Source organism: Allobosea sp. MMO-172 (genome assembly GCF_037147855.1).
GTDB lineage: Bacteria > Pseudomonadota > Alphaproteobacteria > Rhizobiales > Beijerinckiaceae > Allobosea.
This window is the reverse complement of the sequence record NZ_JBBCUM010000003.1, coordinates 245,117-271,309: the sequence shown is the minus strand read 5'-3', so window position 1 is coordinate 271,309 and position 26,193 is coordinate 245,117. Positions and strand designations below refer to the sequence as shown.

At 67.7% G+C, this 26,193-nt stretch carries 26 protein-coding genes; 14 read left to right on the top strand and 12 right to left on the bottom strand.

The annotated features are described in order from the left end of the window. The first annotated feature begins 29 nt into the window (after positions 1-29). From WFK61_RS06560 to WFK61_RS06540, 5 genes are all read left to right on the top strand, one after another. Positions 30-599, top strand: coding sequence for a F0F1 ATP synthase subunit delta (locus WFK61_RS06560; RefSeq protein ID WP_336810737.1), 570 nt, complete (start codon positions 30-32; stop codon positions 597-599). Next, positions 599-2,131: a F0F1 ATP synthase subunit alpha gene (gene atpA / locus WFK61_RS06555; RefSeq protein ID WP_257734010.1), complete on the top strand. Its 1,533-nt coding sequence runs from the start codon at positions 599-601 to the stop codon at positions 2,129-2,131. The genes WFK61_RS06560 and atpA overlap by 1 nt, the downstream gene beginning before the upstream one ends. 103 nt (positions 2,132-2,234) lie before the next feature. Continuing rightward, on the top strand, positions 2,235-3,104 hold the full coding sequence (locus WFK61_RS06550; protein ID WP_306222610.1) for a F0F1 ATP synthase subunit gamma: 870 nt from the start codon (positions 2,235-2,237) through the stop codon (positions 3,102-3,104). A 74-nt stretch (positions 3,105-3,178) separates the two neighbouring features. After that, a complete protein-coding gene (atpD, locus tag WFK61_RS06545) occupies positions 3,179-4,663 on the top strand; it encodes a F0F1 ATP synthase subunit beta (RefSeq protein WP_336810736.1) in 1,485 nt (494 codons plus the stop codon). 112 nt (positions 4,664-4,775) lie between these two features. Next, positions 4,776-5,189 (top strand): F0F1 ATP synthase subunit epsilon, encoded by a 414-nt coding sequence (locus WFK61_RS06540; protein ID WP_336810735.1) that lies wholly within the window; start codon positions 4,776-4,778, stop codon positions 5,187-5,189. Between the two features lie 181 nt (positions 5,190-5,370). On the opposite strand, the gene WFK61_RS06535 is transcribed toward WFK61_RS06540, so the two are convergent. After that, complete coding sequence (locus WFK61_RS06535) at positions 5,371-5,862, bottom strand: RNA pyrophosphohydrolase (RefSeq protein WP_336810734.1); 492 nt, start codon at positions 5,860-5,862, stop codon at positions 5,371-5,373. A gap of 46 nt (positions 5,863-5,908) precedes the next feature. Then, the gene (locus tag WFK61_RS06530; protein WP_336810733.1) at positions 5,909-6,214 is read right to left on the bottom strand and encodes an ArsR/SmtB family transcription factor; all 306 of its coding nucleotides are present in this window, start codon (positions 6,212-6,214) and stop codon (positions 5,909-5,911) included. Between the two features lie 101 nt (positions 6,215-6,315). Here WFK61_RS06530 and WFK61_RS06525 point away from each other — a divergent pair, with 101 nt between their 5' ends. The 3 genes from WFK61_RS06525 (at position 6,316) to WFK61_RS06515 (ending at position 10,445) form a co-directional block, all read left to right on the top strand. Further along, the gene (locus WFK61_RS06525; protein ID WP_336810732.1) at positions 6,316-7,416 is read left to right on the top strand and encodes an NADH:flavin oxidoreductase/NADH oxidase; all 1,101 of its coding nucleotides are present in this window, start codon (positions 6,316-6,318) and stop codon (positions 7,414-7,416) included. Positions 7,417-7,670: 254 nt separating this feature from the next. Beyond that, complete coding sequence (locus tag WFK61_RS06520; protein ID WP_336810731.1) at positions 7,671-8,732, top strand: ABC transporter substrate-binding protein; 1,062 nt, start codon at positions 7,671-7,673, stop codon at positions 8,730-8,732. 96 nt (positions 8,733-8,828) lie between these two features. Beyond that, the gene (locus WFK61_RS06515) at positions 8,829-10,445 is read left to right on the top strand and encodes an AMP-binding protein (protein ID WP_336810828.1); all 1,617 of its coding nucleotides are present in this window, start codon (positions 8,829-8,831) and stop codon (positions 10,443-10,445) included. Here the strand turns inward: WFK61_RS06515 and WFK61_RS06510 are convergent. The 4 genes from WFK61_RS06510 to WFK61_RS06495 form a co-directional block, all read right to left on the bottom strand. Then, on the bottom strand, positions 10,414-11,565 hold the full coding sequence (locus WFK61_RS06510; protein WP_336810730.1) for a GNAT family N-acetyltransferase: 1,152 nt from the start codon (positions 11,563-11,565) through the stop codon (positions 10,414-10,416). The two genes, WFK61_RS06515 and WFK61_RS06510, sit on opposite strands and share 32 nt — an antisense overlap. A gap of 108 nt (positions 11,566-11,673) precedes the next feature. Continuing rightward, positions 11,674-12,783 carry a CobW family GTP-binding protein gene (locus tag WFK61_RS06505; RefSeq protein WP_336810729.1) on the bottom strand — a complete coding sequence of 370 codons (1,110 nt, stop codon included), beginning with the start codon at positions 12,781-12,783 and terminating at the stop codon, positions 11,674-11,676. Between the two features lie 13 nt (positions 12,784-12,796). Next, entirely contained in the window at positions 12,797-13,678 is an 882-nt protein-coding gene (locus WFK61_RS06500; protein WP_336810728.1) for a DMT family transporter, read from the bottom strand. Between the two features lie 37 nt (positions 13,679-13,715). Beyond that, positions 13,716-15,296 carry a serine hydrolase gene (locus WFK61_RS06495; RefSeq protein ID WP_336810727.1) on the bottom strand — a complete coding sequence of 527 codons (1,581 nt, stop codon included), beginning with the start codon at positions 15,294-15,296 and terminating at the stop codon, positions 13,716-13,718. Positions 15,297-15,512: 216 nt separating this feature from the next. Between WFK61_RS06495 and WFK61_RS06490 the strand changes: the two genes are divergently transcribed. From WFK61_RS06490 to WFK61_RS06470, 5 genes are all read left to right on the top strand, one after another. Continuing rightward, complete coding sequence (locus tag WFK61_RS06490; RefSeq protein WP_336810726.1) at positions 15,513-16,418, top strand: DMT family transporter; 906 nt, start codon at positions 15,513-15,515, stop codon at positions 16,416-16,418. Positions 16,419-16,552: 134 nt separating this feature from the next. Beyond that, positions 16,553-17,722 carry an acetyl-CoA acetyltransferase gene (locus tag WFK61_RS06485; protein WP_336810725.1) on the top strand — a complete coding sequence of 390 codons (1,170 nt, stop codon included), beginning with the start codon at positions 16,553-16,555 and terminating at the stop codon, positions 17,720-17,722. A 35-nt stretch (positions 17,723-17,757) separates the two neighbouring features. Beyond that, a complete protein-coding gene (locus WFK61_RS06480; RefSeq protein WP_336810724.1) occupies positions 17,758-18,951 on the top strand; it encodes an MFS transporter in 1,194 nt (397 codons plus the stop codon). 69 nt (positions 18,952-19,020) lie between these two features. Then, positions 19,021-19,254 carry an AbrB/MazE/SpoVT family DNA-binding domain-containing protein gene (locus WFK61_RS06475; RefSeq protein ID WP_336810723.1) on the top strand — a complete coding sequence of 78 codons (234 nt, stop codon included), beginning with the start codon at positions 19,021-19,023 and terminating at the stop codon, positions 19,252-19,254. After that, entirely contained in the window at positions 19,254-19,664 is a 411-nt protein-coding gene (locus WFK61_RS06470; protein ID WP_336810722.1) for a type II toxin-antitoxin system VapC family toxin, read from the top strand. The genes WFK61_RS06475 and WFK61_RS06470 overlap by 1 nt, the downstream gene beginning before the upstream one ends. A gap of 3 nt (positions 19,665-19,667) precedes the next feature. On the opposite strand, the gene WFK61_RS06465 is transcribed toward WFK61_RS06470, so the two are convergent. Further along, positions 19,668-19,940 carry a BolA family protein gene (locus tag WFK61_RS06465; RefSeq protein ID WP_336810827.1) on the bottom strand — a complete coding sequence of 91 codons (273 nt, stop codon included), beginning with the start codon at positions 19,938-19,940 and terminating at the stop codon, positions 19,668-19,670. A gap of 95 nt (positions 19,941-20,035) precedes the next feature. Here WFK61_RS06465 and WFK61_RS06460 point away from each other — a divergent pair, with 95 nt between their 5' ends. Next, complete coding sequence (locus tag WFK61_RS06460) at positions 20,036-20,653, top strand: J domain-containing protein (RefSeq protein ID WP_336810721.1); 618 nt, start codon at positions 20,036-20,038, stop codon at positions 20,651-20,653. A 142-nt stretch (positions 20,654-20,795) separates the two neighbouring features. Here WFK61_RS06460 and WFK61_RS06455 read toward each other — a convergent pair whose 3' ends face one another. The 5 genes from WFK61_RS06455 to WFK61_RS06435 form a co-directional block, all read right to left on the bottom strand. After that, a complete protein-coding gene (locus WFK61_RS06455) occupies positions 20,796-22,784 on the bottom strand; it encodes a protein meaA (protein WP_336810720.1) in 1,989 nt (662 codons plus the stop codon). Positions 22,785-23,025: 241 nt separating this feature from the next. Continuing rightward, entirely contained in the window at positions 23,026-23,943 is a 918-nt protein-coding gene (locus tag WFK61_RS06450) for a cell wall hydrolase (RefSeq protein WP_336810719.1), read from the bottom strand. Between the two features lie 303 nt (positions 23,944-24,246). Further along, positions 24,247-24,723, bottom strand: a complete 477-nt coding sequence (locus WFK61_RS06445) for a DUF1178 family protein (protein ID WP_336810718.1) — start codon at positions 24,721-24,723, stop codon at positions 24,247-24,249. Positions 24,724-24,770: 47 nt separating this feature from the next. Beyond that, entirely contained in the window at positions 24,771-25,028 is a 258-nt protein-coding gene (grxC, locus tag WFK61_RS06440) for a glutaredoxin 3 (RefSeq protein WP_336810717.1), read from the bottom strand. A gap of 28 nt (positions 25,029-25,056) precedes the next feature. Further along, positions 25,057-25,809 carry a ComF family protein gene (locus WFK61_RS06435; protein ID WP_336810826.1) on the bottom strand — a complete coding sequence of 251 codons (753 nt, stop codon included), beginning with the start codon at positions 25,807-25,809 and terminating at the stop codon, positions 25,057-25,059. Positions 25,810-26,193: the final 384 nt, after the last annotated feature.

The window sequence follows — 26,193 nt, the reverse complement described above, 5'->3', positions numbered from 1 at the left end:
GCGGTTCCTTGAAACGAGAGACGGGAAGCGTGGCTGAAGGCGGATCGCAGGGGACATTGGTGTCGGGCGTAGCTCAGCGCTATGCCACCGCTCTGTTCGAGTTGGCTGAGGAGGCGGGTGCGATCGACACCGTCGCGGCCGCTCTGGACTCCTTCAACGGTCTGCTCGCCGAGAGCGAGGACCTGACCCGCCTGATCGAGAGCCCGGCCTTCACGGCCGAGGAGCAGGTCGCGGCGATCAAGGCCGTGATCGAGAAGGCCGGGATCACCGGCATTGCCGCCAATTTCATCGGCTTCGTCGCCAGCAAGCGCCGCCTCTTCGCGCTGCCGGGCATGATCGCCGGCTACAAGCGTCTGGTCGCCGAGGCCAAGGGCATCGTCTCCGCCGAGGTGACGGTCGCCGAGGAGCCCACGGCCAAGCGCGTCGACGAGATCCGCGCGGCGCTGAAGGGCGTCGCCGGCAAGGATGTCGACGTCTCGATCAAGATCGACCCGGCCCTGATCGGCGGGCTCATCGTCAAGATGGGCTCCCGCATGGTCGACGCCTCGCTGAAAACCAAACTCAATTCAATTCGTCTTGCCATGAAAGAGGTCGGCTGATGGACATCCGCCCCGCTGAAATCTCCGCCATCCTGAAGGCCCAGATTTCGAACTTCGGCTCGGAAGCTTCGGTGACCGAAGTTGGCCAGGTTCTCTCCGTCGGTGACGGCATCGCCCGCGTCTATGGCCTCGACAAGGTCCAGGCCGGTGAGATGGTCGAGTTCGAGTCCGGCGTGCGCGGCATGGCGCTCAACCTCGAGAGCGACAATGTCGGCGTCGTGATCTTCGGTTCCGACCGCGACATCAAGGAAGGCCAGACCGTCAAGCGCACCGGCGCCATCGTCGACGTTCCCGTCGGCAAGGAGCTGCTCGGCCGCGTCGTCGACGCTCTCGGCAACCCGATCGACGGCAAGGGCCCGATCAAGGCGAAGGCGCGCGCCCGCGTCGACGTCAAGGCGCCCGGCATCATCCCGCGCAAGTCGGTGCACGAGCCGATGGCGACCGGCCTCAAGGCGGTCGACGCCCTGATTCCGATCGGCCGCGGCCAGCGCGAGCTGATCATCGGCGACCGCCAGACCGGCAAGACCGCCGTGGCGCTCGACACGATCCTGAACCAGAAGCCGCTGAACGTCGAAGGCGCGCCGGAGAGCCAGAAGCTCTACTGCGTCTACGTCGCCGTCGGCCAGAAGCGCTCGACCGTCGCCCAGCTCGTGAAGGTGCTCGAAGAGCGCGGCGCGCTGGAGTACTCGATCGTCGTGGCGGCCACCGCCTCGGACCCGGCCCCGATGCAGTTCCTGGCGCCGTTCGCCGGCTGCTCGATGGGCGAGTTCTTCCGCGATAACGGCATGCACGCCGTCATCATCTATGACGACCTCTCCAAGCAGGCCGTCGCCTACCGCCAGATGTCGCTGCTGCTGCGCCGCCCGCCGGGCCGCGAAGCCTATCCGGGCGACGTGTTCTATCTCCACTCCCGCCTGCTCGAGCGCGCGGCGAAGATGGGCGAGGCCGCCGGCCTCGGCTCGCTGACGGCTCTGCCGGTCATCGAGACGCAGGCGAACGACGTGTCCGCCTACATCCCGACCAACGTGATCTCGATCACCGACGGCCAGATCTTCCTTGAGACGGACCTGTTCTACCAGGGCATCCGCCCGGCCGTGAACGTCGGTCTGTCGGTGTCGCGCGTCGGTTCGTCGGCGCAGACCAAGGCCACCAAGAAGGTCGCCGGCAAGATCAAGGGCGAGCTCGCCCAGTATCGCGAGATGGCCGCCTTCGCCCAGTTCGGTTCGGACCTCGACGCGGTCACGCAGCGCCTGCTCAACCGCGGCGCCCGCCTGACCGAGCTCCTGAAGCAGCCGCAGTTCTCGCCGCTGAAGATGGAAGAGCAGGTCGTCGTGATCTATGCCGGCGTGAACGGCTATCTCGACGCGCTGCCGGTCAGCAAGGTCCGCGCCTTCGAGGACGGCCTGCTCTCGCTGGTGCGCGGCAAGCATGCCGACATGCTCAACGAGATCGGCTCGTCCAAGGATCTGTCGGACGCCAACGCCGCCAAGCTCAAGGACATCGTCGCGGGCTTCGCGAAGTCCTTCGCCTGATCATCATTGCCGGCGCGGTGAGGCATCTGCCTCCGCCGCGCCGCTTCTCTGAATTGCTTCGTCGCCGCAGACAGGCGGCTGACGGGTAGGGGATCAAGATCGGATGCCGTCCCTTAAGGACCTACGCAATCGCATCGCTTCGGTGAAGTCGACGCAGAAGATCACCAAGGCCATGCAGATGGTCGCGGCTGCGAAGCTGCGCCGGGCGCAGACGGCCGCCGAGGCCGCGCGTCCCTATGCCGAGCGCATGGAGACGGTGCTGTCGAACCTCGCTTCCGGCGTGTCCGGGTCGAGCGCGCCGCGCCTGATCGCCGGCACGGGCTCCGACAAGGTGCATCTGCTGCTGGTGTTGACCGCCGAGCGCGGCCTGTGCGGCGCCTTCAACTCCTCGATCGCGCGCCTCGCCCGTGACAAGGCGAATGCGCTGAAGGCCGAGGGCAAGACGGTCAAGATCATCTGCGTCGGCAAGAAGGGCTACGATATCCTGCGTCGCCAGTTCGCCGCGGAGATCATCGAGTTCATCGACCTGCGCGAGTTCAAGCAGGTCGGCTTCGCCAATGCGGAGGCGATCGCCCAGAACGTGCTGGCCCGCTTCGGCAATGGCGAGTTCGACGTCGCGACGCTGTTCTTCTCGCGCTTCCGCTCGGTGATCGCCCAGATCCCGACCGCGCAGCGCATCATCCCGGCCGAAATCCCGGAAGGCACGAAGCAGACCGACGCCGTCTACGATTACGAGCCGGACGAGGGCGAGATCCTGGAAGCGCTGCTGCCGCGCAACCTGACCGTCCAGGTCCTGCGCGGGCTGCTTGAGAACGCCGCTTCCGAACAGGGCGCGCGCATGTCGGCGATGGATTCCGCCACGCGCAACGCCGGCGAGATGATCAAGAAGCAGACGCAGATCTACAACCGCTCGCGCCAGGCGATGATCACGAAGGAACTGATCGAGATCATCTCCGGCGCGGAAGCGCTCTAACCGCCTAATCTTCGCCGGTGGCGCAAGCCGCCGGCTGCCGTCACATCCGAATGCGCTAGTCCCGAGGTTCCGCCATGGCCAAAGCCGCTACCAAGACCACCAAGAAGACCACCGAGAAGCCCGCCAACACCGGCACCGGCCGCGTTGCCCAGGTCATCGGTGCCGTCGTCGACGTGCAGTTCGACGGCGCCCTGCCGGAGATTCTGAACGCGCTCGAGACCGACAACCTCGGCAACCGCCTCGTCCTCGAGGTCGCCCAGCATCTCGGCGAGAACACCGTCCGCACCATCGCGATGGACTCGACCGAAGGTCTGGTCCGTGGCCAGTCGGTCACCGATACCGGCGCCCCGATCGCGGTTCCGGTCGGCGACGAGACGCTCGGCCGCATCATGAACGTCATCGGTGAGCCGGTCGACGAGGCCGGCCCGATCCTGACCTCCGCCACCCGCGGCATCCACCAGCCGGCCCCGGCCTATTCCGAGCAGTCGACCGAGGCGCAGATCCTCGTCACCGGCATCAAGGTCGTCGACCTGCTGGCGCCTTACGCCAAGGGCGGCAAGGTCGGCCTGTTCGGCGGCGCCGGCGTCGGCAAGACCGTGCTGATCATGGAGCTGATCAACAACGTCGCGAAGGCCCACGGCGGCTACTCCGTGTTCGCCGGCGTCGGTGAGCGCACCCGTGAGGGCAACGATCTCTATCACGAGATGATCGAGTCCAACGTCAACAAGAACCCCAAGGAGAACAACGGTTCGACCGCTGGCTCCAAGTGCGCCCTGGTCTACGGCCAGATGAACGAGCCCCCGGGCGCCCGCATGCGCGTCGCTCTCGCCGGTCTGACCATCGCCGAGGACTTCCGCGACAAGGGTCAGGACGTTCTGTTCTTCGTCGACAACATCTTCCGCTTCACGCAGGCCGGCTCGGAAGTGTCCGCGCTGCTCGGCCGTATCCCTTCGGCGGTGGGCTATCAGCCGACGCTCGCCACCGACATGGGCAACCTGCAGGAGCGCATCACCACCACGAACAAGGGCTCGATCACCTCGGTGCAGGCGATCTACGTCCCGGCGGACGACCTGACCGACCCGGCGCCCGCCACCTCGTTCGCTCACCTTGACGCGCGTACCGTTCTGTCGCGTTCGATCGCGGAAAAGGGCATCTACCCGGCGGTCGACCCGCTCGACTCGACCTCGCGCATGCTCTCGGCCGACATCGTCGGCGAGGAGCATTACGAGGTCGCGACCCGCGTTCAGCAGACCCTCCAGCGCTACAAGTCGCTGCAGGACATCATCGCGATCCTGGGCATGGACGAGCTCTCGGAAGACGACAAGCTGACCGTGGCGCGCGCCCGCAAGATCGAGCGCTTCATGTCGCAGCCGTTCTTCGTCGCGGAAGTCTTCACCGGCTCGCCCGGCAAGCTCGTCCCGCTCGAGGACACGATCAAGGGCTTCAAGGGCCTGGTCGAGGGCAAGTACGACCACCTGCCGGAAGCGGCCTTCTACATGGTCGGCTCGATCGACGAAGCCGTCGAGAAGGCGCAGCGCCTGGCCGCCGAGGCCGCGTAAGCGACCGAATGCGTCATCCCCGGGCTTGCCCGGGGATCTCATGACCAGAAACCGCTGGTTTCCGAGATGGCCGGGTCAAGCCCGGCCATGACGAGCCGGGGAGAATGAAACGATGGCCACCTTCAAGTTCGAACTCGTCTCGCCGGAGCGTATCCTGTTCTCGGGCGACGTCGTCAGCGTCATCGTCCCCTCGGTCGAGGGCGAGATGACCGTGCTCGCGGGCCACGCGCCGCTCGTCGCGACGCTCAAGGCCGGCATCGTCTTCGTCCAGACGACCGAGAACAACGGCAAGGAATTCTTCGTCAACGGTGGCCTCGTCGAGATCAACCAGGCGTCGACGACGATCCTGGCCGAGCAGGGCCGCTTCATCGAGGACGTCGATACCGCCGTTCTGGATGCCGAGATCCTGACCGCCGAGACCCGTCTCGCCGGCTCGCATAATGACGACGAGAAGAAGCGCCTGCACGATACGCTGGTGCAGCTGCGCGAGTTCAAGCACGTCTTCGAGCAGCGCAAGGCGGCGTGATCCGCGCCTGAGCTTTGGAATTTGGAAAGGGCCGCGCAAGCGGCCCTTTTTCGTTGGCTGCCGACACTTGCGTCATGCTCGGGCTCGACCCGAGCATCTCATGCCGGGTGAGGCTCCTGCTCCTTCTCGTCACGAGATTCTCGGGTCTGCGCTGCGCTTCGCCCGAGAATGACGAGCCGGTTCAACGCGCAAATTGTGCGAACGCCTGCGCCACCCTCTCGTAGACCGGCCGCTTGAACGGCACGACCAGATCCGGCATCTCGGCGAGCGGTCTCCAGCGCCATTCGCTGAATTCCGGCGGCTCGTCGCCATTAGGCTTGCCGATATCCATCGCGCCCTCGCTGCCGGTGAAGCGGAAGGCGACCCAGCGCTGGCGCTGGCCCCGGAAGGCGGAGAGCTTGTGCCAGGGACCGTCATAGGGTGGGAAATCGTAGCTCCACCAGTCTTCGGTCACCGCAAGCAGCTCGGCCTGGATGACGCCGGTTTCCTCCTCCAGCTCGCGGCGGGCGGCGGCAACGATGTCCTCGTCGGGATCGATGCCGCCCTGCGGCATCTGCCAGTCGAAGCCGGGCAGGACGATCTCGGGACCGGCGCTATGCGAGCGGCCGGCGAAGACGAGGCCCTGCGCATTGAACAGGGCGATGCCGACATTGGGACGGTAGGGAAGGCTCATGCCGCGAGCATAGGACGGCGGCCCGCGAAGCGGAACCGGGAGGCGATCAATCGTTCGACTTGGGGACGACGCAGGCGAGCAGGCCGGGGAAGCGCTGCTCGATATCGTCGCGGCGGAGCGCGTTCATCCGCGTCACGCCCTCGTTGCGGGTGCGGATCAGACCGGCCTCGCGCAGCACACGGAAATGATGGGAGACGCTCGACTTCGGCCGGTCGCCCTCCAGGGCCTGACAGCTCTGCTCGCCCTCGACCGCAAGCCGGCGCACGACTTCGAGCCGGAACGGGTCGCTCAGCGCGTGGAAGACGTCTTCGAGCGCGATCTCTTCGGAGGCGGGCAGGCGGGCGTGGCGCATGGGCGGCAGCTTATCACAGGGTTTTGAACTTGCCAAAATTCGAAAAATATCGAATTATCGAATTATCGAAATATAGAAACCCACCCGCCTGGAGCCGCATCATGCCTGGCCTGTTCGATCCCTTCAGCCTGAAGGACGTCACCCTTCGCAATCGCATCATCGCCTCGCCGATGTGCCAGTACATGGCGCAGGATGGCGTCGCCAATGAGTGGCACCGGGCGCATCTCGCCGGGCTGGCGCGTGGCGGCACCGGCCTTGTGGTGATCGAGGCGACCGGCGTCTCGCCGGAAGGGCGGATCACGCCCGGCTGCCTCGGGCTCTGGAACGATGGGCAGGCCGAAGCGCTGGCGCCGATCGTCGCCGAGATGCGCAAGGCCGGCGCGGTTGCCGGCATCCAGATCGGCCATGCCGGGCGCAAGGCCAGCGCCAACCTGCCCTGGGAGGGCGACGACCATATCCCGGCCAATGACGAGCGCGGCTGGGAGACGATCGCCCCGTCGGCGGTGGCGCATGGCGGCGGGCTGCCGCGCGTTCCCCGCGCGATGACGACAGCCGATATCGAGCGCGTGCGGAACGATTTCGTCGCCGCGGCGGAGCGTGCCCGCGATATCGGCATTCAGTGGCTGAAGCTGCATTTCGCCCATGGCTATCTCGCGCAGAACTTCCTGTCGCCGCACGCCAACAAGCGTGACGATTCCTATGGCGGCAGCTTCGAGAACCGCAGCCGCTTCCTGATCGAGACGCTGGCCGCCGTCCGCAAGGTCTGGCCGGAGAACCGCCCGCTTTCGGCCCGGCTCGGCGTGATCGAATATGACGGCCGCGACGAGGAGACGCTCGCCGAAGCGATCGAGCTGGTGAAGCGCTTCAAGGCCGAAGGGCTCGATTTCATCGATGTCAGCGTTGGCTTCTCGACCACCGAGGCAAAGATCCCGTGGGGCCCGGCCTTCCTGGGGCCGGTCGCCGAGCGGGTGCGCCGCGAGACCGGCCTGCCGGCCTCGACGAGCTGGTATATCAGCAAGCCCGAGCAGGCCGACGCACTGGTGCGGGAAGGCAAGGTCGATCTGGTGACGCTGGGCCGGCCGCTGCTGGCCGATCCGCACTGGCCCTATGCGGCGGCACAGGCGCTGGGCGTCGAGAACCCGGCCTGGGCCACCTTGCCGGCGCCCTATGCGCATTGGCTGTCGCGTTACCGCGCCGCCTGAGGGCGTTCCATCCGAAATCGAGGCGATGCGACGAGGGGCCTTCTGGCCCCTCATTCGTTTGCAGGAGGGATCAGGAACGATCGGCTGCGAGAATGGCGCAGGCTTGTCTTCCAAGGAAAGACAAGGGCCGGTGCAATCCGAAATCGCAACGGAACTTCCGTCACGTTGACGGCATTTCAACATTTTATGATGTCAGGAAGGCTGGACGCACGGACATGCCGTGCCCCAGACAGCATGGCGCCCGGAGGCCAGACATGCCGATCGCTTCGCCCGCCCGTTCCTCGATGCTGTGCCGACGCGGTTTCGGACGGCTGGTGGCCGGGGCCGTGGCAGCCTGTGCAGGAGGAGCGGGGGCTGCGCGCGCGCAGGGCAGCACGGCGGTCCGCTTCGCGCTGGACCGGCGCTTCGACGCGCTGACGGCGCCTTTCCTCGCCGCGCAGGACAAGGGCTATTTCGGCACCGAGGGGCTCGATGTCGTGATCGAGCCGGGCAATGGCGCGCGCGCCATGCTGCAGCGGCTGGCATCGGGTGCGCAGGATGCCGGTTTCGGCGACATCAACGCGCTGATCCGCTTCCGCGACGAGAACCCGAGTTCCGATCTCAAGGCGGTGATGATCGTCCATGACCGGCCGGGCTACGCCCTGATCGGCCGCAAGAGCCGGGGCATCACCACCGCACCGACGAGCCTCGAAGGCCGCAAGCTCGGCACCGCGAGCATCGATGCCAGCTTCGCGCAGTGGCCGCTGTTCAAGAGCCTCAACAAGATCGACGACAGCAAGATCAGGATCGAGACCATCGGCCTGCCGGTGCGCGAGCCGATGCTGGCCTCCGGCGAGATCGATGCGCTCTTCGCCTTCGGTCCCTCCACCGCCGTTTCCCTGAAGGCGCGCGGCGTGCCGGGCGACGATATCGTGCTGATGGAAATGGCCGAGTATGGCCTCCTGCTCTATGGCAGCGCCGTGATCGTCTCCGGAAAGCTCCTCGCGAGCAAGCCGGATGCGGTGCGCGGGCTGGTCCGCGCCGTGATGCGCGGCATCCGCGATGTCGCCGTCAATCCGGGCGCCGGGGCGCAGTTCGTCCTGCGCCGCAACGAAAGCGCCCAGGTCGAGGTCGAGCGCGACAAGCTCGCGGCCGTGATCGAGCGCAACGTCCTGACGCCCTATGTCCGGGCACACGGGCTGGGCGGGATCGACAGCGAACGCTGGACGCAGGCGCTGGGCCAGCTTGCTCTGGCGGGCGCGTTCCGGGACAGGGCGCGGGCGGGAGACGCCTTCACCGACGCCTATCTGCCGCCGGCGGCCGAACGCATGTTCTGAGCGCATCGTTACGCTGGGAGATGATACGCAAGACGCGGGTGACAGGGGGGAACGGCCTGCCTATCGTGCCGCGCCTCCCACCGGACACCTATCTTGATCCTGCCAGACCTGACTGATTACGCCGCGTTGCGCGAGGGCTTCCGCTGGCGCATTCCCCATCGCTACAACATTGCCGTCGACGTCTGCGACCGCTGGGCGGCGGTTGAGCCCGACCGTCCGGCCATCATCGAAGTCTCCACGGACTGGCAGGTGACGCCGGTCAGCTTCGGCTGGCTGCGCGAGCACTCCAACCGACTGGCCGATGCATTGCGCGCGCGCGGTGTTGGTCGGGGCGACCGCATCGCGATCCTGCTGCCGCAAGGGCGGGCCGTGCTGACGGCGCATCTGGCCGCCTACAAGCTCGGCGCGATCGCCGTGCCGCTGGCGGCCCTGTTCGGCGTCGATGCGCTGGCCTACCGCCTGACCGACTCGGCTGCGAAGGTCGTGGTGACCAATGCTGGCGGGCTGGCGAAGCTCGGTCAGATCACTCAGCCGCTGCCGGAACTCGGCCTGCGGATCTCCACCGACGGCGCCGATGGCGCGGTCGAAGGCTGGGATGCGCTGCTGGCGGAGGGCCGCCCGGATTTCACCCCGGTCGAGACCACGCCGGACGATCCGGCTCTGATGATCTACACCTCGGGCACGACGGGCAATCCGAAGGGGGCGCTGCACGGCCATCGCGTGTTGCCCGGCCATCTGCCGGGCGTGCAGATGCCGCATGAATTCATGCCGCGGCCGGGCGATCTCGCCTGGACGCCGGCTGACTGGGCCTGGGCCGGCGGGCTGCTCAACATGCTGCTGCCGGCGCTGCATTTCGGCGTCGCGGTGGTGGCGCGGCCAGTGACGCGCTTCGAGCCGGAGGAAGCCTACCGGCTGATCCAGGATCTCGGCATCCGCAATGCCTTCGTGCCGCCGACGGCGCTCAGGATGATGCGCGGCGCCGGTAGTCCGCAGGGACGCTGGAACCTCAACCTGCGCACGGTCGCAGCGGCTGGCGAGGCGCTCGGCGCCGAGACGCTGGAATGGGGCCGCGAGGCGCTCGGGCTGACCATCAACGAGGCCTATGGCCAGACCGAGTGCAATCTCGTGCTCGCCTCCAGCGCGGCGATCGGCGTCAGCCGTCCGGGCAACATCGGCAAGGCGGTGCCGGGCCACGAGGTCGCGATCATCCGGCCGGACGGCTCGGTCTGCGCGGCCGGCGAAGAGGGGCAGATCGCCGTCAGACGGCCCGACCCGGTGATGTTCCTGGAATACTGGCGCAATCCGGAAGCGACGGCGGCCAAGTTCGTCGGCGACTGGATGACGACCGGCGACGAGGGCGTCGAGGACGAGGACGGCTATGTCCGCTTCATCGGCCGCGACGACGACGTGATCACCTCCTCGGGTTATCGCATCGGGCCGGGCGAGATCGAGGATTGCCTGCTGCGCCATCCGGCCGTGGCGCTGGCGGCGGCGGTCGGTAAGCCCGACCCGCTGCGCACCGAGATCGTCAAAGCCTTCGTCGTGCTGAAGCCCGGGCATGGCGGCTCGCAGGCCCTGGTCTCCGAGCTTCAGAGCTTCGTGCGGGCGCGGCTGTCCGCCCATGAGTATCCGCGCGAGATCGCCTTCCGCGACGAGCTGCCGCTGACGACGACCGGCAAGATCATCCGTCGACTTCTGCGGGCCGAGGCCTGAACAGCGCGCGGGCCATGCGTTCGCGCATGTGAATGGCCAGTTCGGCCGGCCGGCGCGCGCGCTGCTGCGGGCGCCGGGTCAGGCTGATCATGCCGAAGGCCTCGTCGCGGGCGCCGAAGAGCGGCAGCCCGCCGGGCAGGAGAATCTGCCGCGCGGGCTGCGCCTTGCGCATCATGGCGAGCAGCATCGGCAGGGGTTCCAGCTCGGCATAGGCCTCGTCGCCGACGCCGTGATAGAGCCAGCAGGAAGGGCCTTTTCCCAGCGTGAGCGCGGCGGCGATCGGCCTCTCGTCCAGCACGAGAATGGCGATGCGGCAGAGCTTCTGCCGGCCGAGATCGCGGCTCATGCTGCGCAGGAAGCCGACCTCGCGGGTATCCTGCAGCGTGGCCTTGCCGGCCCGGCCGCGCGAGCCGGAAGCCTCGATCGCCAGCAGGATCTCGACGGCATCGCGCCTGTCGGTCTGGTTCATGGCCTCGGCGAGGGCGAGACGGCCCCTGTCCCGCAAGGTTTCGTCGGAGGAGGCGATGCGGGCGGTCGGCGGGAGTTCGAGCGCCCGCCCGACCAGCGGCTGCCAGCCGACGGCGACGCCATGTCCCTCGGCAACGCGCGCGAGCGTGGCCGCGAAGGCGCCGGCCGGATCGATCCCCGACAGCGAGAACGTGTGGGAGACGCCGCTGTGCTCGTGCCAGCCGCGCAGGAAGGCATTCAGCGCGGGAGCGGCGAGGGTGCGGTCGATCAGCGGCGTGCCGTTCAGCAGGCGCGGATCGGCGAAGCCTTCCAGCGTGTCGGAGGCAAGGAGGCGGCGGCGCGTGCGGCAGGGCACGAGCCCGACGAGCTGGCGCTGTTCCGAGCTCGGATCACCCTGCCAGAGCAGCATCAGTTCGGCGTCGCGGAAGGAGACGAGATGCTGCGTGGCGGCCAGCGCGAAGCCCGGCTCGAGGCAGGGATTGGCTTCGAGCGCGCGGCTCGCAAGGTCCGCCCATTCATGGCGGATGGAGTAGCAAGCGCCGAGCGCCTTCAATTCGCTGTAGATCGCCGCATCGGGATGGGGAGGCGGCAGGTTTGGCAGGGGGGCTGCCGCGCTGCCCTCGGTCGCCGCCAGAGCCCTGATCGTGCTCATCTGCCCGTACCCTTCCTGGATCGTTCCGGCGCATGGCTGTGCCGGAATGGCAAGGCGCGCAGGCGCGCCTTGCGGCTCAGGGGGGCGGGTTCAAGAAATGGGCCGGGCTCAGGCGGTTTGCGGTTGTGCGGATGCCTGCCCGAGGAAGGCCGCCCAGAGCTTGCGCACCGTGTCCTCCTCGATATCCCTGACGATCAGGACGAGGCGGGAGCGATGGTCCGCATCCGGCCAGGAATCGAGCTGGATCGGCGGATGCAGAATCTGCTGGACGGCGTGGACGAGCAGGGGCCGGCCGGGTTCTCCGGCGATATCGACCAGCCCCTTGAGCCGCAGCAGGCGCGGGCCGTGGATCGAGCGCAGCAAGGTCCAGAACAGCTCGAACGTGGTGCGGGCGACCGGCTGTTCGGCGGTCAGGACGAAGGCGCGGATCGAGGCGTCATGGCGGTTGACGTCGTGCGGGTCCTGCCCATGGGCGTGATCGTGCCCGTGGTGATGATGGTCGCCATGGTGGTGATCGTGGCCATGATGGTGGTGGCCGGGCAGGGCGTCCTCGGCCAGCCAGTGGCGCAGGGCATGGGGCTGCTTCGCAAGATCGTAGAGCCCGGCGCCGATCAGCTCCGCGGCGGGCGCGCCCGGCGGCAGAATGGCGACGCCGGGGTTGAGGCTGTCGAGGCGTTGCCGCAGGGCCGCGACGGTTTCGGGCGCGGCGAGCTCGGCCTTGGTCAGCACGAGCCGATCGGCGGCGACGACCTGCCGACGAGCTTCCTCATGCGCGTCGAGCGTCGCCATGCCGTTGACCGCATCGACCAGCGTGACGACGCCGTCGAGCCGGAAGCGCATCGCGAGATAGGGATGATTGATCAGGACGTTGAGGATCGGCGCAGGGTCGGCCAGCCCGGTCGTCTCGATGACCAGACGCGAGAAGGGCGCGATGCGGCCATTGTCGCGCCGGCGCAGCAGGTCCTCCAGTGTGACGATGAGGTCGTCGCGGATCGTGCAGCATAGGCAGCCGGATTCGAGGAGGATCATGTTCTCCTCGACGCCTTCGATCATCAGGTGGTCGAGGCCGATCTCGCCGAACTCGTTGACGAGCACGAGTGTGCCGACGAGCGCCGGATCCTTGAGCAGGCGGTTCAGCAAGGTGGTCTTGCCGGCGCCGAGAAAGCCGGTGAGCAGGGAAAGCGGAACGGGCTGTGGGCGGGCAGGGTCGCCGGTCATGGATCGCAGGCCTTTAGGCAGGCACGACGCTCCGCCTCGTTTGTTCTAATATTACATTAGTGGCGATGGCGGCGATGACAAGGGCGCAGCCGGCATATTGCAGCGGCCCCAGCCGCTCGGCGAGCACGAAGGCGGCGATGATCACGGCGAAGACCGGCTCGGCGCAGAAGGCGAGGCCGGCAGGACCGGGCGCGACGCGGGCGAGCGCGAGGATCTGGAACAGGAAACCGACGATATAGCCGCCATAGGTGATGGCGACGGCGATGGGCGCGAGCAGGAAGGTCTGGGGCGGCAGGAAGCCGCCTGTCGCCAGCAGCACCGCCCCGGCGACGGGCAGGATCACGACATGCGACCAGAACAGCTTGGGCAAGGTCGGTGTCTCCGCGCAGCGGGCGGCGGCGAAGAACTGGGCGGCGGCGCAGATGCTCGCCAGCCCGGCCAGAGCAAGCCCGCGCGGATCGAGCCCGTGCAGGTCCGGCCCGACGACCAGCGCGATGCCGAGGAAGGCGACGAGCGCGACGGCCAGCCGGTCGGCGCGGAAGGGGGCCGGCGTCAGCAAAGGCTCGGCCAGAACGATCAGGATCGGGAAGGTGTAGAACACCACGGCGGCGACCGAGACCGGGACGAAGGCGACCGAGGAGAGATAGGCGATGCCGACCAGTGCCGTCGCTAGGCCGAAGAGCAGGACGGGCTGGCGCTCTTCACGCCGCAGGGCGAGCGAGCCGCGCCAGATGAGCGCCGCGCCGCCGACGAGCGCGAGCATCAGCAGGACGCGGTAGAAGACGAGGAGCGGGCCGCTCAGACCGGCCTGCCCGGCGATCTGGGCGCTGACGATATTGGTGCCGAAAGCGGCGGCCGAAGCCAGCGCGAGAGCAAGTCCCTGGCGCTCGCTCATGCGGTCCCGCTCGGGGCCTCCAGCGCCCAATCCTGCCTCAGGCGTCGTTGGCGGGCTTAGCCTTGGCTCCGGCGGCCGGCTTGGCCGTCGAGGGCTTCACGGCAGCCTGGGAGGGCTTCGGCTTGGCCGGAACGGCGCGCGTCGGCGGGATCTTGATCGGCTGGGCCTTTGCCGGCTGGGTCTTGGCCGCCTGCGCCTTCTCGGGCTTGGCGCTGCGCGCAGTGGGCTTGATGCCGGCGGCCGCGCCGGGGCGCAGGCTCGCGGCATTGGCCGCACCGGCCTGCACGGCGCCCTGCAGACGCAGCGGGCCGGACTCGAAGGCATCGCTGGAGGGCTGGACCGGCGTATTCGCCGGCGCGAAGGCATTGGCGCCGCGCGGGATCGCGCCGTTGCTCGAGGCGGTGCGGCGGGTCGGCGGCACGACGAGGCCGGCGGCAACAGGGGCTTCCGGCGCGATGGTCGGGGTGCCGCGGGCGACGCGCGAGCTCGGCTGCGCCGTCGCGTTGGCCGCGATCGGGGCGGACGCGGAGCCGGGGCTGCGGCCGAAGGAAACCTGCATCGGAACCACCTCGGCGCGCGGGCCGAGCACGACGCGGCCGCGCGGCGAGCGGGTCGCGACCGGGCCCGCCGACTGGGTGGTGAAGGCCGTCGCGAAGCGGCCGCCATCGGAATCGTTGCCGCTGTTGGCGGAAGCGGCGGCCGCGATCGGGCCGGACAGATCGGCGTCGTCGGCGAGCGCGACACCGCCGCCGCGATTACGGACCTCGTCGCAGATATTGGGGGCGCGGGCGCCGCTGGGCGGCATCGAGGAGACGCTGTAGCCGGAGCCGCCCCAGGCCGCGAAGCCCTCGTCGAGGAGCTGGGCTGCCTTCACCGTGCGGTCGGTGCCCGAGGTCGAGCCCAGCACGACGGCGATGAGCGTGCGCCCGCCACGGCTCGCGGTCGCGACGACGTTGAAGCCGGAGGCGCAGGTGAAGCCGGTCTTCATGCCGCCGATGCCGGAATAGCGGCCGACCAGCCCGTTGGTGTTGTGCATCACCTGCTTGCCGAGCTGCACGGCCGAGGTGCCCCAGTAATCGGAGTATTGCGAGAAATCATGCATCAGCGCCATGGCGAGCACGGCGAGGTCGCGGGCGCTAGTCTGCTGGTCCGGATGGTCCCAGCCATTGGGATTGACGAAGCGGGTGTCGCGCATGCCGAGGCGCTGCGCCTCCGCATTCATCATGGCGACGAAGGTCGGGACGTCGCCGCCGACACCCTCGGCCACGACATAGGCGATGTCGTTGGCCGACTTGACCATCATGATGCGCAGCGCGTTGTCGAGCGTGATCTCCGACCCCGGCTTGGCATAGACCTTCACGCGCGGCTGGCTTGCGGCGAGCTTCGAGACCGGTATCGCGGTCTCCAGCCCAAGGCGCCCTTCCCGGATCGCCTTCAGCGCGAGATAGAGCGTCATCATCTTGGTGGTGGAGGCCGGGCGCCAGGCCTGGCTTCCGTTTTCGCTCGACAGCACGGCGCCGCTGGAGGCGTCGATGACGAGGCTCGTCCCAGCCGAGGCCGATCCGGTCAGGACGGCGCCAAGGACGAAAGCGGCGGCTGCGAGGCGGGAAGCGATCATCGGGCGGGTCTGAACCTGTCTTGTTCGGAGCGGTCTTGCGGATAGCTTGGCCGGTGACGACGGCGCAGGGTTCAACGCGACGCATGCGGCAATTTCGAGACGGCCGCCGCATTTGTCCGCCCTAGAATGCATACCTACCCTCTGCGGAGCGATTTGCCTAGCTGCGGCGGCCGGTCCACAAGCGGAAGGTTCTCTTGTTTCTCCGAGGCTTGTCGCGTGGCTTTCGGCCTTCTCTGGATACCGGCGACCATCGCCGCCTCGCTCCTGCAGACCGCGCGCAATCTGGCGCAGCGCTCACTGACCGACATCATCGGCGTCGTCGGCGCGACACAGGTGCGCTTCCTGTTCGGCCTGCCCTTCGCAATGCTGTTCCTGGCGCTCGCCTGCCTCGGCCTGCAGCGCCTGCCGCCGGCGATCGGCATGGCCTCGCTCGGCTACACGCTGTGGGGCGCGCTGACGCAGATCGCGGCGACCGCGCTGATGCTGGCGGCGATGCGCGAGCGCTCCTTCGCGGTGACGACCGCCTATACCAAGACGGAGCCGGTGCAGGTCGCGCTGTTCGGCGCGCTGCTGCTCGGCGACGCGCTGACGCCGATGAAGTTCCTCGCCATCGCCATCGCCACGGCCGGCGTGATCGTGGTGTCGTGGAAGCCCGGCGAGAAGCTGACCCGCGCCGGCTTGCGGCCGGCTGTGTTCGGCATCGTCTCGGGTGCCTTCTTCGCGCTGTCCGCGATCGGCTTCCGTGGCGGCATCCAGGCCCTGCCGGAGGGCTCGTTCCTGATCCGCGCCTCGACCATCCTCGTGCTCGGCCTCGGGCTCCAGACTCTGCTGCTGGTCGTCTACATGCTCGTTGCCGACCGGCAGGCCCTGATCCTCAGCCTGAAGAGCTGGCGCCGCTCGCTCTCGGCCGGCTTTCTCGGCGCGGCCGCGTCGCAGTTCTGGTTCATCGGGTTCTCGCTGACGACGGCGGCCAATGTCCGCACGCTGGCGCTGATCGAGGTGCCGCTGGCGCAGATCGCCTCGCGCAAGCTGTTCGCGGAGGGCACCAGCCGGCGCGAGATGCTGGGCATGGCGATGATCGTCGGCGGCGTCGGGCTCCTGCTATCGCTGGCGTTGCAGTGATCAGGAGGGCCGGCTAGTTCTGGGAAAAGCTCGCCAGCCGATCCGTGCACGGCCACCATGCGCGGATACCGGCTTGCCGGGCGGCTCAAGGCTGCCAAGATAACGTGTAGCTGCACATTAAGGGAGATTTCGCCATGAGCGCTGCGATCGTCGGCTGGGCCCATACACCGTTCGGCAAGCAGGATGCCGAGACCGTCGAAAGCCTGATCGTGCGGGTGGCGGTCGAGGCCCTCGTCGATGCCGGCATCACTGCCGACGATGTCGACGAGATCGTGCTCGGCCATTACAACGCCGGCTTCTCGGTGCAGGACTTCACGGCATCGCTGGTGCTGCAGGCCGATCCGGCGCTGCGCTTCAAGCCGACTACTCGTGTCGAGAATGCCTGCGCCACCGGCTCGGCCGCGGTGCATCAGGGCGTGCGCGCGATCAAGGCGGGTGCGGCCAAGGTCGTGCTCGTCGTCGGCGTCGAGCAGATGACCAAGACGCCGGGTCCCGAGATCGGCAAGAACCTGCTCAAGGCCTCCTACCTGCCGGAGGATAGCGAGGTGCAGGGTGGCTTCGCCGGCGTCTTCGGCAAGATCGCGGCGGCCTATTTTCAGCGCCATGGCGACCAGTCGGACGCGCTCGCGATGATCGCGGCGAAGAACCACAAGAATGGCGTCGACAACCCCTATGCCCAGATGCGCAAGGACCTCGGCTACGCCTTCTGCCGCGAGGAGAGCGAGAAGAACCCCTATGTCGCCGGCCCGCTGAAGCGCACCGACTGTTCGCTGGTCTCGGACGGCGCCGCCGCGCTGGTGCTGGCCGACGCGGAGACGGCGCTCAGGATGCGCCGCGCCGTCGGCTTCCGCGGCATGGCCCATGTCCAGGATTTCCTGCCGATGTCGAAGCGCGACATCCTGAAATTCGAGGGCGGGGCGCTGGCCTGGAAGAAGGCTCTGGCCGATGCCGGCGTGACGCTCGACGATCTCTCCTTCGTCGAGACGCATGACTGCTTCACCGTCGCCGAGCTGATCGAATACGAGGCGATGGGCCTGACCAAGGAAGGCGACGGGGCGCGGGCGATCAAGGAAGGCTGGACGCTGAAGGACGGCAAGCTGCCGGTCAACGTCTCCGGCGGCCTCAAGGCCAAGGGCCATCCGATCGGCGCGACCGGCGTCTCGATGCATGTGCTCTCGGCCATGCAGCTTGCCGGCGAGGCGCCGGAGGGCATGCAGCTCAGCGAGCCGCGCCTCGGCGGCATCTTCAACATGGGCGGGGCGGCGGTCGCGAACTACGTTTCCGTGCTCGAACGCATCAAGTAAGCCCCAAGCCGGCCGGCAGAAGCGGAATTCCCGACGTGATCGTCTTCATTGCGCTGCTTCCGGCCTATGTCCTGTCGATCTTCTACCGCTCCTTCCTGAGCGTGATCGCCGGGCCGGTCATGGCCGATCTCGGCATCGGCCCGGCCGCCTTCGGTCTGCTTGGCGCTGCCTGGTTCATGGCCTTCGCGCTGGCGCAGTTCCCGGTCGGCTGGGCGCTCGACAGGCTCGGGCCGCGCCGGACGGTGGCCTTCGCCATGGCGATCGGCACCGTCGGCGCCTTCCTGTTCACGCAGGCCGGCAGCGCGGCCATGGCTGCCTTCGCCATGGCACTGATCGGCATCGGCTGCTCACCGGTCTTCATGTCCTCGCTGTTCCTGTTCGCGCGCAATGCCGCGCCGGAGCGCTTCGGCCTGCTGACCTCGCTGTTCATCGCGCTGGGCTCGCTCGGCAATATCGCGGGTGCGGCACCGCTCGCCATCGCCGCCGGACATTTCGGCTGGCGTGGCGCGATGATGGCGATGGCGGTCGGCTTCCTCGTCGCGACCGTGCTGGCGGTGGCGCTGGTGCGCGACCCGCCGCCACGACCGGCTTCGGCCCAACCCGACGAGGGCCTGCTGCAAGGGCTTGCCAGCATTCTGGCGCTCAAGCCGCTCTGGCTGATCGCGCCCTTGACCATCACCGGCTATGCGATCGTCGCGACGGCCCGCGGGCTCTGGATCGGGCCGTTCATGACGCAGGTCCACGGCTTTGATCCGGTCTCCGCCGGCCATGCCGCCTCGATCATGGCGGCCGCGATGATCGCCGGTGCCTTCATCTATGGCTGGCTCGAAAGCCGCACCGGCCGCGCCAAGGCGATCGTGACCTGGGGCACGTTGCTGACGGCGCTCGGCTTCGCCGCGCTGGCGCTCAGCGGCCAGCAATCGCATCTGACGGCGGTGGCGCTGTTCTCGCTCGTCGGGGCGGCCGGCTTCACTTATGCGATCCTGATGGCGCATGCGCGGCAGTTCTTCCCCGAGCATCTGATCGGACGCGGCATGACCTTCGTGAACTTCCTCTTCATCGCGGGCGCGGGTGCGGTTCAGTCGGTTTCCGGCTGGTTCATCGCGGAGCAGCGCGCGGCCGGGCTCGATGCGGCCACGACCTTCGCCAACCTGCACTGGGCCTTCGCCGCGCTGCTGCTGGCCTCGGTCGTGGTCTACGCGCTGTCGCCGGCGCGGCCGAAGCCCTGACAGCCGATCTCCCTTGCCGCTAGATGCGGCAGGTATTACTTTTCGTGCCAGAGTAATACGGAGGCTGTAATGGCGACGACGGTCACCAGCAAGGGGCAGGTCACGATCCCCAAGGCCGTGCGCGACAGGCTCGGCATCAAGCCGGGCCATGCGGTGGATTTCCGGGTGGAGCCCGACGGCAAGGTGGTTCTGCTGAAGGTAGGCGGGAAGGGGAGCACTGATCCCTTCCAAAAATGGGTTGGTATCGCCGGGCCCGGTCCCAGCACGGACGAGATCATGGAGATGTCGCGCGGGGAGCCATGATGGCGACGCTCGTCGACTCCAACATCTTCTTCGACCTGATCACCAGCGATCCGAAGTGGGGCGCATGGTCAGCAAGCCAGCTGCGCGCTGCGATGGCGACCGGAGCGCTGTTCGTCAACGATGTGATCTATGCGGAGCTTTCGATCCGCTTTGACGATGTCGAAACGCTCGATGCCATGCTCAGCGATTTTGGTGTCATCGTCGACGCGATGTCGCGGCAGGCCTTGTTTGCAGCCGGCAAGGCGTTTCGGCGCTATCGAGCCGCGGGCGGGCTGCGCACCGGCGTTCTGCCGGATTTCTTCATCGGTGCTCATGCCGAGGTGGCGGGCCTGCGCCTGCTGACGCGCGATGTCCGGCGCTACAGGACTTACTTTCCCTCGGTCGAGCTGATCGCGCCGGAACAGGCGTGAGGTTCAGCCCTCTCCGGGGGCCTTTGCCGCGATCGCCAGGGCATGCACCCGATCCGCCAGCTCCTGCGCCAGCGCAGCATTGACGAGGCGGTGGCGCTCCAGCCGGGACTTGCCGGAAAAGGCTTCCGACACGATATTGACCCGGAAGTGAGTCTCGCCGCCTTCGCGCCAGCCGCCATGGCCCTGATGCTGGTGTGATTCGTCGATCACCTTCAGCTCCTGTGGCGCAAAGGCCTCGGTCAGCTTTCGCGTGATTCTTTCGGCGATTGAGGTCATGATCGCGCCACCGTTGCCATGATTGTTCGTTGGTTCGGCGATGCGCTGCATTGCACTTGCCGGCCCTAGCTCCTGCGTCTCATAACCCGTCGACGATGAACATCAACTCACGCCTTTTCGATAGCATCAGGATCGGAGCTTCCGAGGCGGAGGCGCCGCTGGAAAGCGACGCGCCGCGTTGCGACCATCCGGGCTGCGCGCGCGCCGGCGAGTTCCGGGCGCCGAAGGGGCGTGGCCGCGAGGGCCAGTTCTTCCTGTTCTGCATGGACCATGTGAAGGCCTATAACGCGACCTACAATTATTTCGCGGGCATGGATGACGAGGCGCTCGCCGCCTACCAGAAGCAGGAGGAGATCGGCCACCGGCCGACCTGGAAGCTCGGCGTCAATTCCAAGGCTGCGCGGATGTCGCAGCGCGGACGCAAGGCGAATGGCGAGGCCAGCGCCGACATGCACGATGCCTTCAACCTGTTCGGCGCCCGCAACAAGCAGCAGGCGGCCCAGCCGGAATCGCGCGTCGGCATCGTCGCGCGCAAGGCACTGGACACGCTCGGGCTGGACGACACCGCCGATTCAGCGGCTATCAAGGCACGCTACAAGGAGCTGGTGAAGCGCTTCCACCCGGATGCCAATGGCGGCGACCGTTCGCGAGAGGGCACGCTTCAGGAGATCCTGAAGGCCTATCAGCAATTGAAGAGCGTGGGGATGGTGTAAGCGTCATCCCGTGCGCGGTGCAGCGCGAAGCGATGCGCCGCAGACACGGGACCGCGTGACAAGAGGGCGCCTTTTCCTGCGCACGATCCCGCATCTGCGCAGCAGCACTTTCGTGCCGCAGCGCGCATGGGATGACAGCGGCTTATCCCCCTTTCGCCGCGAGCCCGGCGACATCGGCGATGATGCCGTCCAGCGCGAAATCCTTCGGCGTATAGACCCGCGCCACGCCCATGTTGCGCAGAGCGTTCTCGTCGTCGGGCGGGATGATGCCGCCGACGACGACGGGCACGTCCATGCCGGCGACGCGCAGGCGGGCTGTGACGTCGCGCACCAGCGGCAGATGCGAGCCGGACAGGATCGAGAGCCCGATGATGTCAGCCTGCTGCTCACGGGCCTCGCTGACGATCTCCTCCGGCGTCTGCCGGATGCCGCCATAGCTGACGCTCATTCCGGCATCGCGGGCGCGCACGGCGATCTGTTCGGCGCCGTTGGAATGGCCGTCGAGGCCGGGCTTGCCGACGAGGAAGCGCGGGGCGCGGCCGAGGCGCTCGGTCGCCTTCTCCACGGCGGCCTTGGCGGTGGCGAGGCCGGTGGCGTCGCCGAGCTTGGTCGTGTCGACGCCGGTTGGCGCACGATACTCGCCGAATATCTCGCGCAGGGTCTGCGCCCATTCGCCCGTGGTGACGCCGGCCTTGGCGCAGGCGATCGAGGCCGGCATGACGTTGCGGTTCTCGCGGGCGCTGGCGGCAAGTTCCGCGAGCGCCGCTTCGGCAGCTTTCGCATCGCGGGCCGAGCGCCAGGCCTTGAGCCGGGCGATGGCCTCGGTCTCGACCGAATCCGGCACGGTGACGACGGCGCCGTCGCCCGCGGAGAGCGGGGAGGGCTCGCTGTTGGTGAACTTGTTGACGCCGACGACGACCTGCTCGCCACGCTCGATCGCCTCGATGCGGCGTGCGCCGTTCTCGACCAGCGCCTGCTTCATGTAGCCGCTCTCGACGGCGGCGAGTGCGCCGCCCATGTCGTCGATCTTCGCCAGTTCCTCCAGCGCGGCGGCCTTGAGCGCCGCCACCTTGGCGTCGACCACGGTCGAGCCGTCGAAGATGTCGCCGAATTCGAGCAGGTCAGTCTCATAGGCAAGCACCTGCTGCATGCGCAGGGACCATTGCTGGTCGAAGGGACGCGGCAGGCCGAGCGCCTCGTTCCAGGCCGGAAGCTGCACGGCGCGCGCACGCGCCTTCTTGGATAGCGTGACCGCCAGCATCTCGATCAGGATGCGATAGACGTTGTTCTCGGGCTGCGGCTCGGTCAGCCCCAGCGAATTGACCTGCACGCCATAGCGGAAGCGGCGCATCGCCTCATCGGCGATGCCGTAGCGGCCGAGCGTGATCTCGTCCCAGAGCTCGACGAAAGCCCGCATCTTGCAGAGCTCGGTGACGAAGCGCATCCCGGCATTCACGAAGAACGAGATGCGGCCGACCGTGCCGGGGAATTCCTCAGCGCTCACTTCCGGCCGGGCGCGGATCGAATCGAGCAGGGCGATGGCCGTCGCCAGCGCGAAGGAAAGCTCCTGCACCGGCGAGGCTCCGGCCTCCTGCAGATGGTAGGAGCAGACGTTGGTCGGGTTCCATTTCGGCAGCTCGCTGGCCGTGAACACGACGATGTCGGTGGTGAGCTGCATCGAGGGGCGCGGCGGGAAAACATAGGTGCCGCGGGAGAGGTATTCCTTGACGAGGTCGTTCTGGGTCGTGCCCTGCAGCAGCTTGCGGTCGGCGCCCTGCTCGTCGGCGACGGCGATATAGAGCGAGAGCAGCCAGGCCGCCGTCGCGTTGATCGTCATCGAGGTGTTCATCTGCGCCAGCGGAATCTGGTCGAACAGCGCCCGCATGTCGCCGAGATGGGAGATCGGCACGCCGACCTTGCCGACTTCGCCGCGGGCCAGGACATGGTCCGGGTCGTAGCCGGTCTGGGTCGGCAGGTCGAAGGCGACGGAGAGGCCAGTCTGGCCCTTGGCGAGATTGGTCCGGTAGAGCTTGTTGGATTCCGACGCATCGGAATGGCCCGCATAGGTGCGGAAGATCCACGGCTTGTCGCGCTGGGCCGTTTCCCGGCCGCCCTTGTCCGTCGCGGTCATGGCGTCTCCCCGTATTGCAGAGCAATCTGAATGTTGCACTGCGGCGAGGATAACGCCAGAGCTTCGGCGATGTCCTATGCGACGTTAGGCTGACACGGTTTTTCAGCCCTTATCCTGAGGAGCCGCGAAGCGGCGTCTCGAAGGATGTTCCAGGCATCTCCGGAGCCTCCTGAAGCATCCTTCGAGACGCAGCCAGCGGCTGCTTCTCAGGACGAGGGTTGCGGAGGCTTCGGCCAGACGCTTATCGCGAGGGCAGGCTGCCCCGGATGTCGGAGGCCTGCAGCAGCGCCACGCGGCGGTCGTCCCTCGGCGGGGCGACGAAGGCGCGCAACGGCGCCTTGGGCAGGTCGAGATCGAGCGGACGGCCAGGCGGCAGCGGCGCGTTCTTGATCAGCGTGACCAGGGGCGTCTCGAGCGCCGGCCGCTGCGGCGCCGGCATCTCGGGCGCGAAGGCGAGCGGTGCCGAGGCGAAGGAACTCGCCGTCGTTGCGGACGAGGACGCGGTCGTGAGCGGCGCGGATATGGTGCTGGCCGAGGCGAGCTGGATCGCCGGCTCCTCGATGCGACGGCGCTCGGGGCGCTCGCCCCTCACGTAAAAGGCGTTGCCGCCCGCCACCGTCACGTAATGCATGTTGTTGTAGCCGAAGCGCAGGCCGGCCATGTGGAAATGCTTGGCGGCACCGACAGCCTCGTTGCGACGGCCGTTGAGAATGTCCTCGGCGATGGCCTCGACCTTTGGCAGGACCTTGTCCGTCATCGGGCGGGTCAGCACGCCGGTGGCGAACTGGCGAGGGGCACCGACGACGCCGCAGATCGTTTCGGGATATTTCGCCGATTCGACGCGGTTCATCACGACGGTGCCGACGCCGAGCAAGCCGGACTCGCTCGACCGGTTCGATTCGAAATACATCGCGCGAACGAGGCATTCCTTCTCGCGTGGATCGGCCTTGGCCAGCGTGACCGCGTGCCTGCGGGCCTTGGCGGGCTCTTTCGTGGCGGGAGCAGCGGCAGCGGAGGTCGCGGCCGTCTCGACCGGGGATAGGCTGCAGGCGCCGAGAACCGGCGCCGCGAGCACAATCAGAAGCGGGATCGCCTTGCTGCCATGCCGGGCTTTTTCACCGGAACGAAGACCAAGCACAGCGATCGCGGTCCGCTTCATGCGGCAACCTCCTGAGTTCCGGACCCGTGATCGCCGAGGGCGGCAAACCGGGATTGCCGGCAAGGAACCGCGAATTCCTTAACAGAAAGTTAATCCGGGACGGAAGGGGGGAGGCGGCGTAACGTGCCTTGGCGCATCTCCCATCCGGCGAATCCGGGTCGGTAGCGCCTTGTTACACAACGAAAAAGGCCGGGACGTCGCGCTGAAAATTTTCGTCCGGGCGGCGTCTCTTTCCTTGCCGGAACCGTAATGTTTGCGTCGCCGCGAGCGCGGTTTCGTGATCGGAGCCGCGCCGAGCGCGCGTCAATTCCCGGAGCCGGGCAGACGGGGCAGGGGGAGGAACTCGACGCCCTCCTCATGCAGCATCCGGGCATCGTCCGGTGTCGCCTCGCCATAGATCGGGCGCTCTTCCGCCTCGCCGTGATGGATCTTCAGCGCCTCGTCGGCGAAGCGCGGGCCGACATGCTCGGCATTCTCACTGACATGCCGGTGCAGGGCCGTCACCATCTCGCGAAAGGCCTGTTCCTTCTCGCTCATCAACGCGACCGGCGCAGGCGCCGGGGCTGCCGAGGCGGGAGCCTCGGCCACCGGCCCCGGCACCTTCGGCCCGAGATCGGTGCGCGCGACATTGGGCGCCATCACCGCGCGCTCGACCTTGGCGCTGTTGCAGACGGGACAGGTGACGAAGCCGCGCTTCGCCTGCTCCTCGAAGCTGGCCGAGGAGGCGAACCAGCTTTCGAATTCATGGGCGGTGTCGCAGATGAGGGCGTAGCGGATCATGGCATCATAGATGGTGACGGGGTGTCACCAAGGCAAATGGGGCGGCGTCAGGCGGCGAGCAGCTTGTCGAGCTCGCCACGGGTATCGAGCGCATGGATGTCGTCGGAGCCGCCGACATGCTGCTCGCCGATGAAGATCTGCGGCACCGAGGTGCGTCCGCCGGCGCGGGCGGTCATGGCCTGGCGCAGCTCCGGCTTGCCGTCGACATCGATCTCGGTGAAAGCCACGCCCTTGCGTGTCAGCAGCGCCTTGGCGGCCTTGCAATAGGGGCACCAGGACGTGGTGTAGATCGTGACCGGCGGCATCAGGGCATGTCTCTCGTTGCGATACCCCTCATGTAGTGATTTCACGGCCATCCGTCACGACCCGCGCGAAGGTCAGCACGTCGACGGCGCTGGCGCCCGCTCGCAGCAGGGCGCGCGAGGCGGCATTGACCGTGGCGCCCGTGGTCAACACGTCGTCGACCAGCAGGACGCGCCGGCCTTTGACGCACTGGCGCATCGCGGCCGATACGTGGAATGCGCCCTGCAGGTTCTCGGCGCGCTGGGCGCGCGTCAGCCCGACCTGCTGGCGCGTCCACCTGATCCGGGTCAGGGCTGTCGTTTCGAGTGGCAGTCCGGTTTCGCGGCAGATGATCCGGGCCAGTGCTGCGGCCTGGTTGAAGCGCCGATGCCAGAGCCGGGTCCGATGCAGAGGCACCGGCAGGACGAGATCGGCGTCGGCGGTGAGCTCTCGTCCGGCCTGCGCCATCATCCGGCCCAGCGTCAGCGAGAGCTCGACGCGGTCGCCGTATTTCAGGCGATGGACGAGTTCGCGGGCCGTGCCGTCGAAGCGGCAGACGGCCCGTGCCCGGGCGAAGACGGGCGGATCGGCGATCGCGGCCGGCGACAGCAGGCCGTTGCCGAGATCGACGGGAAACGGCGTGCCGAGGCGCTCGCAATAGGGACGCTCGATGAAGCCGATGCCGCGCCAGCAGGCCGGGCACAGCGCCTGCGCCTCGCCGGTCGCGGCCTGGCAGGCGATGCAGGTCGGCGGATAGACGATACCGATCAAGCCGCGCAGGCCGGACCCGATCGAGCGGCGCATACGCCTAGTGGAGGCATGCCACAGCTCCATCGCCGAATGGACGCGTCCAGCGCCGCTCGCCGCCGATGGCGCCTGCGTCCGCTCGGAGGCGGCTTCGTCATCGGGACCCTCGACCCGCCATTCCGGCATCGTGCTGTCGCCGTCCGACCATCCAGCCGGCAGATGCCGGCTCGGGGAGTCAGCTTCGCGCGTCGCGTCGCGAAGAACAATCGCTGATACCGATGAGGCGATCGATGAGGCGCTGTCCGATCGGCGAAGGGGCAGCATTGTTCCGCCGTGCTCGGGCAAAATAGCCGGTAGGCGCTATAATGCGGCGACCCAGCCGCGGCGCTACCCGGGATTTCGTTGCGCTCCAGGCGAATTTTCGGGGTTTTCCGCAAGTCA

Coding starts and splice junctions, on each gene's coding strand:
- atpA (WP_257734010.1), top strand. CDS start 599: ATGGACATCCGCCCCGCTGAAATCTCCGCCATCCTGAAGGCCCAGATT.
- WFK61_RS06550 (WP_306222610.1), top strand. CDS start 2,235: ATGCCGTCCCTTAAGGACCTACGCAATCGCATCGCTTCGGTGAAGTCG.
- atpD (WP_336810736.1), top strand. CDS start 3,179: ATGGCCAAAGCCGCTACCAAGACCACCAAGAAGACCACCGAGAAGCCC.
- WFK61_RS06540 (WP_336810735.1), top strand. CDS start 4,776: ATGGCCACCTTCAAGTTCGAACTCGTCTCGCCGGAGCGTATCCTGTTC.
- WFK61_RS06535 (WP_336810734.1), bottom strand. CDS start 5,862: ATGAGCCTTCCCTACCGTCCCAATGTCGGCATCGCCCTGTTCAATGCG.
- WFK61_RS06530 (WP_336810733.1), bottom strand. CDS start 6,214: ATGCGCCACGCCCGCCTGCCCGCCTCCGAAGAGATCGCGCTCGAAGAC.
- WFK61_RS06525 (WP_336810732.1), top strand. CDS start 6,316: ATGCCTGGCCTGTTCGATCCCTTCAGCCTGAAGGACGTCACCCTTCGC.
- WFK61_RS06520 (WP_336810731.1), top strand. CDS start 7,671: ATGCCGATCGCTTCGCCCGCCCGTTCCTCGATGCTGTGCCGACGCGGT.
- WFK61_RS06510 (WP_336810730.1), bottom strand. CDS start 11,565: ATGAGCACGATCAGGGCTCTGGCGGCGACCGAGGGCAGCGCGGCAGCC.
- WFK61_RS06505 (WP_336810729.1), bottom strand. CDS start 12,783: ATGACCGGCGACCCTGCCCGCCCACAGCCCGTTCCGCTTTCCCTGCTC.
- WFK61_RS06500 (WP_336810728.1), bottom strand. CDS start 13,678: ATGAGCGAGCGCCAGGGACTTGCTCTCGCGCTGGCTTCGGCCGCCGCT.
- WFK61_RS06495 (WP_336810727.1), bottom strand. CDS start 15,296: ATGATCGCTTCCCGCCTCGCAGCCGCCGCTTTCGTCCTTGGCGCCGTC.
- WFK61_RS06485 (WP_336810725.1), top strand. CDS start 16,553: ATGAGCGCTGCGATCGTCGGCTGGGCCCATACACCGTTCGGCAAGCAG.
- WFK61_RS06475 (WP_336810723.1), top strand. CDS start 19,021: ATGGCGACGACGGTCACCAGCAAGGGGCAGGTCACGATCCCCAAGGCC.
- WFK61_RS06470 (WP_336810722.1), top strand. CDS start 19,254: ATGGCGACGCTCGTCGACTCCAACATCTTCTTCGACCTGATCACCAGC.
- WFK61_RS06465 (WP_336810827.1), bottom strand. CDS start 19,940: ATGACCTCAATCGCCGAAAGAATCACGCGAAAGCTGACCGAGGCCTTT.
- WFK61_RS06460 (WP_336810721.1), top strand. CDS start 20,036: ATGAACATCAACTCACGCCTTTTCGATAGCATCAGGATCGGAGCTTCC.
- WFK61_RS06455 (WP_336810720.1), bottom strand. CDS start 22,784: ATGACCGCGACGGACAAGGGCGGCCGGGAAACGGCCCAGCGCGACAAG.
- WFK61_RS06450 (WP_336810719.1), bottom strand. CDS start 23,943: ATGAAGCGGACCGCGATCGCTGTGCTTGGTCTTCGTTCCGGTGAAAAA.
- WFK61_RS06445 (WP_336810718.1), bottom strand. CDS start 24,723: ATGATCCGCTACGCCCTCATCTGCGACACCGCCCATGAATTCGAAAGC.
- grxC (WP_336810717.1), bottom strand. CDS start 25,028: ATGCCGCCGGTCACGATCTACACCACGTCCTGGTGCCCCTATTGCAAG.
- WFK61_RS06435 (WP_336810826.1), bottom strand. CDS start 25,809: ATGCGCCGCTCGATCGGGTCCGGCCTGCGCGGCTTGATCGGTATCGTC.